This window comes from Williamsia deligens (assembly GCF_024171765.1).
GTDB classification, from domain to species: domain Bacteria; phylum Actinomycetota; class Actinomycetes; order Mycobacteriales; family Mycobacteriaceae; genus Williamsia_A; species Williamsia_A deligens.
In genome coordinates, this window is the sequence record NZ_JAMTCI010000007.1 from 1 (window position 1) to 12,334 (window position 12,334).

Consider the following 12,334-nt stretch of genomic DNA (forward strand, 5'->3'; position numbering starts at 1 on the left):
GGCCTGGAACAGGACCCCCACCGAGAAGACCATCACGCTGAACCAGGACGCGGTGAACGCCGACACGGCGGCGGCGTTGCAGCGCATGAACATCAACGTGCGCAACATCCCGGGCACCAAGCAGGTCGAGATCACCGCCAACGATGCGATCGCGCAGCAGCGCATCCTGCTCGTCACCCAGAACATGAGCGTGCTGGGCGCGCTCAAGGCAAACCCCACGGCCGACCTCAACACCTTCACGTTCAACGCGAAGAACGACGAGGCCCGGGCGGCGCTGACGGCGTTGCAGGGAATGAAGCCGACACCGCAGGCCGGGATGATCATCCAGGACCTGCTCAACGGCCAGTCGGTGTCGATGTCGAAGCTGGACGAGCTCGCGCGGACCACCGCGAACCCGCAAGCCAAGCTGGAAATCGAGAAGATCATGGCGAACATCGCCACGGTCAACACCGGTCTCAACAACGCGTCGCGCCCGCGCACTGCGCAGATCAATGCGGTCGTCAAGACGGTGTCGGAGATTCAGCAGGACATCCTCAGGAGCAACCCCGGCATCCCCGCGTCGGCGTTCAGCAACGCCGACGGCTCCATCCGGTCCTACGCGCAGGGCGGCATCGCCGCACTCGAGTCCTACGCAAACGGCGGCGCTCTGCGGAACCCGGCAATCCTCCCTGGCCGCGGTCGCGGGTCTCTCTATCAGACGCCGGCGGGGCCAGCGGTTGCCGCTGAGGGCGAAACCGTTGCTGAAGCGTGGATCCCGTTCGCCAACTCGAAGCGCAATCGGTCGACGGACATCCTTGCCACCGTCGCCGACGTCTTCGGCTACTCGCTCGTGCCCAAGGACAACCTGCCGAACACCCTGTCGGGAATGGCGGGCGCGTTTACCGGTACCGCCGCGAGCCGACTGCTCGCCCTGACGGGGATGGATCGTGCCCGCAACGGGGTGCAGTCCTTCGCCAACGGCGGCATCCGATCGGCCGATGAGATCAACCGCTTCCCCCGCGACAATGGCCTCGAGGGTGCGCCATACGCGTGGGGCGGGGTGCACTGGGGCGACTGCTCGGGTGCCATGTCGGCCATCGCGCGATACGCAGTCGGGCTTGACCCGTGGGGTGGCCGATTCGCGACCGCCTCGGAAGGCTCTGCGCTGTCGCAGATGGGGTTCCAGCAAGGGCGCGGTAGCTCGGGAGACCTGCGCATCGCCTACTACAACGGCGGTCCAGGCGGCGGGCACACCGTGGGCCAGCTGCCCGACGACACCAAGGTGGAGATGGGTGGCGCGCGCGGCAACGGCCAGGTGGGCGGCGGCGCCGATGGACCCGACAACCCCATGTTCACCGACCCGTGGTTCCTCAAGCTCGCCCCGTCGTGGAAGGACGCCGGTAGCGATCCTGGCGGCTTCGTCGTCACCGCGGACGGTGGTATCGAGTACCGGCCAGGCAACGGCAACTACGGCGCGTCGGGTTCGTCGCCGACTGGTGGTTCCAGCGCGTCGGCTGGGGGCGAATCGGCCGGCACCTCGATCTCGACACGGCTCGGGTCTGCGGTCGGCAAGTTCTTCGAGGGCCAGGTGTCGTCGCTCCTGTCGGTGCTGTCGATCAACGACTCCCCCGGCGCCCTCGGTGTGATCAGCGAATACGAGAACCAGGTGCGGTCGGCGAAGTCGTCCGGATCGGTCGATTCGTCGGCGCTGAAGAAGTCGTACGAGACGGCTAAGGCGGAGGCGGACAAGCGGTACGAGGCGGAGCGTCTCAAGCGGCAGCAGGAGTACGAGGCCGCGCGGGCCAAGCTCGAGGAGGAGAAGCGCCGCGCGGGACGTGACGAGGCGAAGCGCGCCGAGATGGACCGCAAACTGGCGGAGTTGAAGACCAAGCACCAGAACGACGACCTGGCGGCCAAGCAGCGCCACGACGACGCCACGTTGAAGGCCAAGCAGAAGTTCGACGAGGTGTCGAAGACGGGCCGGGCGATGGACGCGGCGGCCGCAGATGGGGCTGCCGCCGAAGGCGCGTCGGTGACCGATCCGGGTACCACCCGCCCCGCGCCCGGGCAGGACATGGGCGGCCGCCGCGCTGCACCAGGCGGCGGCACGGGGTCGCCGGTCAAGGATGCGTTCCGCGCAGGCCTGCGAGCCGCGTGGCAGGCGGGTAACCCGTGGCAGGCGTCGGACTGGATTGTCAACAAGGAGTCGTCGTGGAACCCGCTGGCGGAGAACGGTAAGTACTTCGGCCTCATCCAGGCGGGCGCCGATGTGTACGCCGCCGCCGGCATGGCGCCGCACGACCCGGACCCCACACACCAGGGGCGGGTGTTCGACAAGTACGTGGGTGACCGCTACGGCGACCCGATGGCGGCGCGCGCGCACCACGAGGCGAACAACTGGTACGACCAGGGCGGCACCGCCATCGGCACCGGCCTGCTGGCGAAGAACGTCATCCCGCCAGAGCGGGTGTTGTCCCCTCGGCAGACCGAGGCGTTCGAGGCGATGGTGCGCCGCGACTTCCAGGGCGGCAACGACGCGTTGGCCGCGAAGCTCGACGAACTGATCCGCCTGTTGTCGGTGCAGCCGCGCGGGCAGGCCCCCACCTACCAGTACAGCGATGAGCGGAGTCTGCGGTTGGCACAGGACGCTGAGAAGCGACGCATCAACGGCGCACTGGCGGGCCGCTGATGAGCGTGTACGACCTCGCGACGGTCGAGATCGTGGCACCGGAGGAGACGGTGTGCGTGTCCGGCGGCGGGTTCGAGCACCGGGCGATCAAGCTGTCGACCGACCCGGAGGGCGTGTTCTCCGATGAGCTCGATCTGAAGATCATCGAGACGGCGTTCGCCCCCGGCGGCATCGCCGGCCAGGAGGACTTCCCCGTCCGGACGCTGGTGCTGCCGTTCAACCTGCGCGACGACGGCAACGGCATCGAGCACACCATCTCGCGGTTCCGAAAGCTGTGGCGCACCGGGCGCACCCTGTTGTGGCGAGTCACCACCGAGTACTCCGGCGTGCGGTGGATCGTGATCAAGCGGTCGAAGGGCATCAAGTTCTCCACCCCGCAGGACTGGAACCTCGACGGCTATGTGCGCGCCGAGGTGACGGCGGTGGCGCTGTTCCCGTACTACGAGTCACAGCCCATGGAGATCACCGCCACGCTGACGCAGGCGGGGTCGAAGACGTTCTGGTTCCCGGTCCACAACCCCACCGATCAGAAGGGGTGGCCGGAATGGTCACTCAAGCCTGTGGGCGGGCCCGCGGTGTTCACCTTCCCCGACCTCTCGTTCGGCAACGAGCAGGAGATCGACCACGAATGGGCGCCGGGGCAGTTCGCGTCCCGGGCGATCGTCACACCCCCAATCTCGGTGATGTGGTCGGTGATGTCGTACCCGCTGATGGACACCTACGTCGCAGCGGACCTGTCGAACGCGCCCGGGCAGATGGGCGCCAACGAGCCGCTGTTCTACATTCCGCCGTACACCGGCACCCCGGATGATCCGATCCTGATGCCCGTCACCATCAACGGCCCCGCGGGGTCGCAGGTGAAGATGGTGCTGCGCCGGCACTGGTCGGCCGAATCGGGCCTCGAATGACCGCACCGGTCGTTGCCTACGCCGGTGACGACATCGACGACTTCGCCCTGTGGGCCCGCGAGATTCGCGAAACCCGCATGGCGCGGATCAGTGCGCCCGCCCGCATCACGTTGTACGACGGGGACTACCGCTACCGCGGTCGCTGCGCGTCCCCGTCGGACGGGTCGGTGGCGCTGAAGATCAACGACGCCGGCACGATCCACCTCGAGCTGCCCATCGACATGAAGGATCGACGCGGCACATTCCTGGCGCACTGGGCGATCGACCAAGAGGCGCGCGGCACCAGCAACATCCACGTCATCATCGAGAAGGACGGCGCCCGCATCGGCGGCCGCACCGACCCAGAGAAGGGCGTCACGCTCCACCGCTCCCCCGACGGGGACCGAGTGATCCTGGAGTTCCTCGAGGACACGCAGGAGCTCAAGCACGTCCACATGGCCGCGGCGCCCTTCCTACCGCTGGGTCTGGTGCAGGAGCCCAAGGTGCAGTTCCTGTTCGCGCCGGTCGACTGGGGTGGCCTCACCACGCTGGGCATGAACATGCTGCGGTTGCAGGGCACCAACTTCAACATGACGCGCGACCTGCTCAACCCGGCGAACCACACCCCCGGGCTGTGGGCGCAGGCGCAGATCGTGCCGATGCCGAAGCCGCTCGGCTCGACCCCCGCACCCACCACCATCATCGACGGCTCCATCAAGCAGTCGTGGTGGGACGTGATGGCGCCGCGCCTCGAGGACGCGGAGATGATGCTGGTGACCCGCCGGCACCTCGACGGCGACCCGGAGCCGTGGCCCGGCGCGGGCACCAACTGGCGTCAGGGCACGCTGTTCGTCGACATCGTGGACAAGTCGGGGTGGCGTTCGGGCACCTCGCTGGGTGGCAACCTCGCCACCGGCCTGGTGCGCTCGATCGCCAACGTCACGAGCAACTACGTCGAGGACTCCTACGACCTCATCACGGGGCAGCCCGTCGACACCACCGGGCTCAAGCTGCCCGGCAAGCTCGGCACACAGCCGTCGCACCCCAACGTGGTGTACCGGGATGGCGAACTCACCGGCGTCCAGGACTTCTCGCTGACCCGCAGCCCAGGCGGCCCGTGCCGCATCACCGCTGGCGGACAGTCGATGCCGGGGGTGAACGAGCTGTGGGAGGCGGGGATCGGCTACGCCGGTGACGTCATCGGCGACAACATCAACATCGCCGGCTACGGCATCGGGTCGCTCGGCAACATCGCGAACGCGTTCGTGCTGCCCATCGTCAAGGACGCGTTCCTGGCGTACATGAGCGTCCCGCTGCTCGGGCGAGCGGCGCAGCAAGGGTGGGGCCACTACCTCGAGACCGTCGCTCAGGGCGTGACGCAGGCCTACACCCCGTCGGCGATCATCGACCTCCGGAAGCGGCGGCGCGAGACCGACCCCGACACCGCGTTCACCTTCACCGTCGCCTCGGGGCGGCCGTGGCTGATCGGTGACCGCGGGCAGGGCCACTGGTGGCTCGGCGACCGTGTCGGTGCGACGACGAAGTATCTGGGGGCGCGGGTGTTCGTGTCCCGCTGCCGCGAGATGTCGCTACCGCTGAAGCGAGGCGAGCCGTCCATCTGGGTCGCGAAGTTCGGCGACCTCCGCACCCAGCAGGACGCGCTGGAGAAGCTCGTCGGCCTGGTCGGCACCGCCGCCAACGACCTCAACCTGATTGGAATCGTGTGATGACAGACGACGCCACCACTCCCGACGTGCCCACCGACCCGGCGCGCGAAGGGCGTATCGAGAAGCTCACCCAGGCAATCACATTCGCGCTGTTGACCGGCAACGAGCAGCCGTACCCCATCCCGGTGCCCGCTGTTCGCAACATGGCGGTGCTGCTCGACGACTGCGGTCTCCGGCAGACCGATCAGGTGGCGGCCACCGTGAAGCTCCCCGGCTGGGTCACCGAACGGGTGCGGGAGGAGTCCACGCCGGTGCCGGCCGAACCGGACCACCACGCGATGCAGGAGACACCGCGGGTGTGCGAGGCGCCCGCGCCGCCGAAGCGGATTGCGAAGAAGGCGATGGCCACGGTGACATCGCAGGGCCTGCGGTGACGACACCGCAGTACCCGCAGGGCACCGATCCGGCTCTCCTGCCGCAAGGCGTGCTGTCTCCCGACGATCTGGGGTCGGCGCTGCAAGACCACACGCAGGACAAGTACCGGCAGTTGGCCGCGGGCCGGTTCCCCGGGATCGCGCAATCCACGTCGGCCGGGTCGCCCGCGTCAGTGTCGGGACCTCTGGGTTTCGTCATCAACCTGTACTCCAACCTGGCATCGCGGGTAGCGCTGGCAGACCCCGCAACGGTCACCAAGCCCGACGACATCGTGGGCAAGGCGGGCGGCTTCTTCTCCGGTCTGCCGCTGGTGTCGTGGCTCGAGGACCTGTACAAGATGCTGACCGGCAACTCGAACGGCCTGACGGGGTTGGCGGCCACCATCGCGGGGCTGGTCGGCATCCGTTGGGGGCAGGTCGATTCCCACGCCACCCAGATCGCCGACTTGCAGGACAAGACGCAGACGTTGCTGAACGTCATCGGTTACGGCTGCTCGTACATGAACGACACCGTGGACTGGGACATCCGGACCGCCGGCGCGAAGAAGAAGATGATCTTCGCGACGCAGGTCGGCCCCATCGTGGGCTGTTCGATCAGCAACGGCGGCTACACCCTGAACTCGAAGGGCCTGTGGCGCATCGACTTGCAGATGACGTTCGCCAACATCGTGCTGGTGTCGGGTGCGATCGACATGGACATCCGTGTCTACAAGCCCAACGGCGACCTGTTCGCGCAGAAGTTCTACCACGACGAATCGAGCGCGTGGGTCAGTCGCACCAACATCTTCTCGGTGGTGGTGCCTGACGCCGGTTACCGCGTCGAGGCGTGGGCCGGTGCCGCGTTCGGCCGCAAGATCGTTGGCGGCCAGCCGTCCTGCGGGTTGAACGTCATCAAGATCAGCGGGGAGACGGCGTAATGCCGGCGAAGTCCAACACGGTCGACCTGGAGGACGGCCGCCGCATCGTCCGGTGGGTGTTCGACGGCACCGAGGGCGACTACACGTGGACGAAGCCGGTGGCCGACAGCGGTTTCGTGGTCAGCTACCACCGCGTGGCGGTCATCAACGGAGGTCGCAGGGACTCGGGCGTCGGCAGCAGCAGCCCCGAGGGGGCGTTCGGCGGGCTCGGCGGCGGGTGGCAGGAACGGTTCTATGCCGACAGTGAGCTCGCCGCCACCGTGGCGGTGCACGTGGGTCGCGGCGCGGACTACCAGGGGACCTCGTTCGACCCGTCGAGCTACCCGGAGACGGTCAGTTCGTTCGGGTCGCTGTCGGGCATTAACGGTTCCAACCTGATCGTCTACCGCGACGGCACCGCAGGCCTGTCGCCCAACGCTCCGGGCCGCGGCGGGCAGGGTGGCGGGTCGTTCCGCACCGGCAGCAGCAACGCGATCGTCACGACGTTCGGGCGGCCTGGCGAGAGCAGCGCTGTCGCCCGCGGTGGAGACGTCGCCCCCTACATCGACGGCAACTCGGGTCAGAGCGCGCCGACCGACCCCGTCAACTACTCCGGCGGCGGCGGCGGCGGCGGAGGCTCGGGCACAGGACAGTCCACCGGCACCGCGTTCGGCGGGTCCGACGGCGGCTCCCCTGGCGGCGGTGCGGGCGGCCAGGGCGGCATCCTGCCCGGCGCCCAGATGAGTCCCGGATACATCGGCAAGGGCGGGATTGGCGGCGTGTGCGTGTGGACGTATATGAGCCGGTTGCCCTCAACCACAGTGTGACAGGAGGTTTCGACATGGTCGGTGACGATCACGCACGCACCATCATCGCAGTGGGGCACCAGATGGGTGTCGCACCACGGGGCATCAAGATCGGACTGGCGACCACGCTGGTGGAGACGACCACCATCCGCAACCTCGCGAACCGCAAAGTGCCGGAATCGCTGAAGCTGCCCAACGACGGCATCGGCGACGACGGCCGCAGCGTCGGAGTGTTCCAGCAGCAGATCGTGATGGAGAACGGACGCTGGTGGTGGGCCGACTGCGCCACGTGCATGAACGTCGCGGCCTCGGCGCGACTGTTCTTCGAACGCCTGCTCAAGCTCGATTACACCAACACCGAGACGTCGCCCGGCTGGTTCGCCCAGAAGGTGCAGAAGTCCGCCTACCCCGACCGCTACGACGAGCGGTTCCCCGCAGCATCTGCCCTGTACGACCGACTTTCAGGAGCCCCCATGCCCGACTACGGCACCACCAAGGTGATGCACGGCTACAACGAGAACTCCGCCGGCATTGGCAACAGCAACGGCCCGCGGCGGTCCACCCCGTACGGTGCCGTGCACACGCAGCAGGCGAAGTCGACTGCGGTCGGTCTCGCCCAGTTCTGCAACAACTCGGCGACCACGAACAACCCGGTGGCCTACAACCACTCGATCGACGGCCGCGACACGGTGGAGATCGTCCCACCGAACGAGGGACCGTGGGCGGCGGCCGACGCCAACGACATCTCCTACCACCTGTGCATCGCGGGGTCATTCGCCGAGTGGTCGCGCGGCCAGTGGCTCGACGGCATCGACGACTCCGGCGATGGCCTGTCCGAGGACCTCGCGATCACTCGCGCAGCCAAAGCGATGGCTGCGGCGTCCAAGGAGTTCGGATTCCCGCTCGTCTATGCCGGCGACGGCGGCCGGAACGGCTGGCCGGTGAAGCCCGCAGGCGTCGTCGGCCACATGGACTTCGGCGCCCGCGGCGGCGGCCACCACGACCCCGGCCTCGGGTTCATCAACGGCGTCATGGACGAGTTTCTCAAGCGCGCCAAGTCGTTCCTGGCCCCGGCGCCTGTGCGCAACCTCATCAACGACGCAGCCGCGGCGAGCCCGTGGGTCGGCGCGCGTATCGACCGCGACGAGCACCCGTTGAAGGCTGGGGTGTTCGCGGTGTACGCCAACGCGCACATCTACTACAAGCGCGGCGCCACGGCGGCTTACCCGGTCCCGCACGGCGGTCTGTTCGAGACCTGGGGCGCCGACTACGGCTACGAGAACGGCCGGCTGGGCTACCCCACGCGCCCGTTCCTCAAGCTCGACGACGGCGCGGTCCAGGCGTTCGAGGGCGGCACGCTCCTTCGCAAGGACGGCGCCGCACGCGGCTACGACGTCCATGGCCGGATCGGAGACACCTATCGCGACCTCGGCTGGGAGAACGGCCGACTGGGCTACCCGACTTCGGAAGAGATCAAGGTGCCCGGCACCGACAACATCGTCCAACACTTCGAGCACGGCGACCTCACCTGGTCGCCGACCGGCGTCATCGTCACCCTCGCGAAGGAGAACGCAGCATGACCGTCCGAGTCCCCTTCGCGGCACAGGCACGCGCGTCGCTGACGCGGCTGTGGCGGCTTGAACCGGTCCGCACCGCACTCGCACCACTGATCGCCACCGCAGTGGTCGCGGGCCTCGCCAAGGCGGGGGTGGACGGGTCGCTCGCCGGCATCATCGCGACCGTCGTGCTCGGCGCACTGGGCCTCACCGCACAGGAGATCGCCCGCGCCAACGTGACTCCGCAGGCGAAGGTGCCCGATCTGGTGCGTGGCGCCGCGCGCGACACCCTCACCGAGGTCGTCAACGACGCTGCGTCGCAACTACGCACCGTCGACCCGACAGTCAGCCAGGCGCTCGACTCGGTGATCACCACGGTGGAGCGGCGCGTTGGGAAGCACCGCGCATGATGGCCCGGCACCGCCACCGTCGCCGCCTGGGGCGGTGGGCGCCGCTGCACGGCGTCGGCGGCCGGTTCTGGACCGTCATGGATTCCGACGCGATTCGCATCTACCAGACGGTCGTCTACTCGCTGGTGTTCGCTGGCGGGCTGGTGTGTCTCAACCTCGGCATCCCGCGCGCCCTCGATGAGGCGTTGTCCGACAACGTGCAGTGGGTGTGGGTTGTTGGTGCGATCGCCGGGCCCGCGTCGACCTACCTCGGGGTGCGGTGGCGCGACAAGTTCGAGGGGTGGCTGATCCAGGCCGCCGGCGACGTGTCCGTGGGCGGAGTGTTCGCCACCTACACCCTCGGTGTGGCGCAGGAGAATTGGGGCTCAGGGATGTTCGCCCCGATCATTTTCGTCGGCCTCGGCGTGTGGTCCTGGATCATCGCGGCCCGCGACTTCCGCAAGGCCTACCGGATCAACAGCCAGGTGATGCACCCATGAACGCCGCCACCATCACCGCGCTCGGGTCCTGCGTCGTCGCACTGCTGTCGTTCGCCGGCCTCGGATGGAACATCATCAGCGGCCGACGCAAGGCCAGAGCCGAAGCTGCGGAACGGGAAGCGGCCGCCAGTGAGTCAGAGGCGCGCCGCGACCAGACATTCCAGGAGATCGCGATCAAGGCGAACAACAACGCCGCAGCCGCCGAAGCGCAGGTCCGCCAGATGCGCAAGCTGTGTCGCCTGCTCTACGAGATGTTCTCGGATGTCGCACTGCCCATCATCGAACGCGAGCGACCGGACCTGTACGAGAAGGCCCGCGAGGACCTCGCACAGCTCGACGAGATGTTCTGAGGAGGACCGGCGTGAGCATGCCTCGGTACGAGAAAGACCCCGGCGACGTACTCGACTACCCCATGGACTGGACCCGCTTCCTCAAGGACGACGCGGGCCAGCTCGACACCATCACCCTGTCGGCGTGGTCCGTGACCGGCGGGCCATCTCTGACCACCAGCCTGTCCAGCATCCTCAACCCCACAACGACGGTCGTGTGGCTGTCCGGCGGCATCGCCGGCACCACCTACACGGTCACCAACCGCATCGTCACCGCCGGCGGCCGCACCGCCGAACGGTCCATCACCATCGTCGTTCGCGACCTGTAGGAGGAGCGCCCCATGACCGTCCACGACACCGCCACCTGGACCCCGCAGGTCGTCGTCAACAAGTTCAACCCCGACACCATCGCCGAACTGACCGAGCAGCTCGGCCGGGTGCCCGACGGCGCCGACCTCGCCTACCTCCAGGAGCACGAAGGCCTCACCCCGGATGAGGTGGCGCAGGAGATCGGGAACCTCCTCACCACCGTGGGGCTGAACCGCATCACCAACCTCATCATCGGGGGCGGCGGCGCGGCGTTCACCAACGCGCAGGGCATCATCGGCGTCGGGTCCACCTCGACCGCCGCCGCGGTCGGTGACACCGCCCTGGGCGGCAACGGCTCGACGAGCACCGCCTACTACCAGGGCCTCGACGCCGGCTACCCCACGCAGAGCAACGGGCTGCTGACCGCGTACGCCACCTTCGGCCCGACGGTGGCGAACTTCGCATGGAACGAGTGGTGCCTGGCGATCGCCACGGGCGCCCTCACCCCCGGCGGCACCCTCGCGTCGGTCGGCACCAACCCGGTGATGCTGAACCACAAGGCGCCCGCGGGCCTCGGCACGAAGGCGTCGGGGTCGTCCTGGCAGATCCAGGCCACCATCACCATCGTCTGATCGACGACTGTCAACGAGCTCCCAGGGGCTCCACTGAACGCTCGGTGAGGAGGTGATGGCGTGCCGATCGCTCTCGACGCGGTAGGTCCAGGCGGGTCCACGGGCGGTGTGTCCGGCGGCGCATCGATGTCGTGGTCCCACACCACGGGTGCCGGCACCGCCATCGCCGTCGTGGTGGCGGTGTCGCTGTGGAAGACCACCTCGTGGACACCGCCCACCTCGGCGCAGCTGACCGTCACCTACGGCGGGGTGGCGATGACCCCCATGGGGACGCAACAGGTCACCACCGGCCGCGGCGGGGTGTACCTGTACGCCCTCACGGGGGTGGCGGCGTCGACCACCAGCACGGTGCAGGTGTCCACCACCGTCAACAGCGCCTCGGTGCCGTACATCGGGCAGTCGGTCAGCTACACCGGGTGTTCGGCGGTCGACACCTTCACCGGCGCCGCCGGGTCCTCGACCACCGCCGCCGTCACCGAGGCTTCCGCCGCGAACAACGTCGTCCTGGCGGCGTTCATGGCGCAGGCCGATCTGTCGGCCCCGACCGGTGCGCAGCGCTACCTCACCAACACCTCACCGCGTTTGCTCATCACCGACACCGCGGGGGCCGCATCGGTCCCGGCGTCGGCGACTGTCGCCTCGTCCACCACCTGGGCGGCCGCCGCGCTGAACCTCGTCAACAACGCGACCGCCATCGCGGCACCGGACACGGCGGCCGCGACTGACGCAGCCAACACGGCCGCGCGTACGCCCGCCGCCGAGACCGCCGCCGCCACCGAGACGGCTGTCCTGTCGGTACGCGCGCCCGCCGCCGAGACCGCCGCCGCCACGGAGTCGGTGGTCATCGCCATCCGGGCCACCGACACCGCCGCCATCGTCGATGCCGCAGCCGTCGCGGCCGCCATCCTCGCCACGGACCAGTCGATGCTCCTCGACTCAGTGGGCGGCGCCGCGTGGGTGCCCACCGGCGACAGCGTGACGGGCACCGACGCCGCGGTGGTGGGGGCGGCCGTCCCGGCGGGCGACACCACCACCATCACCGACAACGGGTCTACCTTCCAGCGCAAGCCCGCCGCCGACACCGCGACCAGCTCGGAGGCCGTGACGGTGCTGGTGACGGTGAAAGCGTCGGACGACGCCACCGGGTCGGATTCCGCCGCGGTCGCGGCGCGCGTCGCAGCGGGCGACACCGGTGCCGGTCAGGACAACGCCGGCTACTCCGGCACCAAACCCGCCAGCGACAGCGCCGCGACAACCGACG

Annotated in this window: 13 protein-coding genes; all 13 read left to right on the top strand. The window is 68.6% G+C overall.

The genetic code is table 11. From position 1 onward, the window contains the following. Nucleotides 1-85 precede the first annotated feature (85 nt). Entirely contained in the window at nucleotides 86-2,668 is a 2,583-nt protein-coding gene (locus tag LX14_RS20460; RefSeq protein WP_253649238.1) for an aggregation-promoting factor C-terminal-like domain-containing protein, read from the top strand. Next, nucleotides 2,668-3,576 (top strand): hypothetical protein, encoded by a 909-nt coding sequence (locus tag LX14_RS20465; protein WP_253649239.1) that lies wholly within the window; start codon nucleotides 2,668-2,670, stop codon nucleotides 3,574-3,576. The genes LX14_RS20460 and LX14_RS20465 overlap by 1 nt, the downstream gene beginning before the upstream one ends. Further along, on the top strand, nucleotides 3,573-5,282 hold the full coding sequence (locus LX14_RS20470) for a Gp37-like protein (protein WP_253649240.1): 1,710 nt from the start codon (nucleotides 3,573-3,575) through the stop codon (nucleotides 5,280-5,282). Before LX14_RS20465 ends, LX14_RS20470 begins: the two co-directional genes overlap by 4 nt. Beyond that, nucleotides 5,282-5,656: a hypothetical protein gene (locus LX14_RS20475; RefSeq protein ID WP_253649241.1), complete on the top strand. Its 375-nt coding sequence runs from the start codon at nucleotides 5,282-5,284 to the stop codon at nucleotides 5,654-5,656. The genes LX14_RS20470 and LX14_RS20475 overlap by 1 nt, the downstream gene beginning before the upstream one ends. Continuing rightward, entirely contained in the window at nucleotides 5,581-6,573 is a 993-nt protein-coding gene (locus LX14_RS20480) for a hypothetical protein (protein WP_253649242.1), read from the top strand. The genes LX14_RS20475 and LX14_RS20480 overlap by 76 nt, the downstream gene beginning before the upstream one ends. Then, the gene (locus tag LX14_RS20485) at nucleotides 6,573-7,379 is read left to right on the top strand and encodes a hypothetical protein (protein WP_253649243.1); all 807 of its coding nucleotides are present in this window, start codon (nucleotides 6,573-6,575) and stop codon (nucleotides 7,377-7,379) included. Before LX14_RS20480 ends, LX14_RS20485 begins: the two co-directional genes overlap by 1 nt. Nucleotides 7,380-7,393: 14 nt before the next feature. Then, the gene (locus tag LX14_RS20490) at nucleotides 7,394-8,938 is read left to right on the top strand and encodes an LGFP repeat-containing protein (protein ID WP_253649244.1); all 1,545 of its coding nucleotides are present in this window, start codon (nucleotides 7,394-7,396) and stop codon (nucleotides 8,936-8,938) included. Further along, nucleotides 8,935-9,324, top strand: a complete 390-nt coding sequence (locus tag LX14_RS20495) for a hypothetical protein (RefSeq protein ID WP_253649245.1) — start codon at nucleotides 8,935-8,937, stop codon at nucleotides 9,322-9,324. The genes LX14_RS20490 and LX14_RS20495 overlap by 4 nt, the downstream gene beginning before the upstream one ends. Then, nucleotides 9,321-9,803 carry a hypothetical protein gene (locus tag LX14_RS20500; protein WP_253649246.1) on the top strand — a complete coding sequence of 161 codons (483 nt, stop codon included), beginning with the start codon at nucleotides 9,321-9,323 and terminating at the stop codon, nucleotides 9,801-9,803. The genes LX14_RS20495 and LX14_RS20500 overlap by 4 nt, the downstream gene beginning before the upstream one ends. After that, nucleotides 9,800-10,153, top strand: a complete 354-nt coding sequence (locus tag LX14_RS20505; protein ID WP_253649247.1) for a hypothetical protein — start codon at nucleotides 9,800-9,802, stop codon at nucleotides 10,151-10,153. Before LX14_RS20500 ends, LX14_RS20505 begins: the two co-directional genes overlap by 4 nt. Nucleotides 10,154-10,170: 17 nt before the next feature. Further along, on the top strand, nucleotides 10,171-10,461 hold the full coding sequence (locus LX14_RS20510) for a phage fiber-tail adaptor protein (RefSeq protein WP_425580952.1): 291 nt from the start codon (nucleotides 10,171-10,173) through the stop codon (nucleotides 10,459-10,461). A gap of 12 nt (nucleotides 10,462-10,473) precedes the next feature. After that, nucleotides 10,474-11,073 carry a hypothetical protein gene (locus LX14_RS20515; RefSeq protein ID WP_253649249.1) on the top strand — a complete coding sequence of 200 codons (600 nt, stop codon included), beginning with the start codon at nucleotides 10,474-10,476 and terminating at the stop codon, nucleotides 11,071-11,073. 60 nt (nucleotides 11,074-11,133) lie between these two features. Continuing rightward, a partial coding sequence (locus tag LX14_RS20520) for a hypothetical protein (protein WP_253649250.1) occupies nucleotides 11,134-12,334 on the top strand: 1,201 nt, incomplete at its 3' end.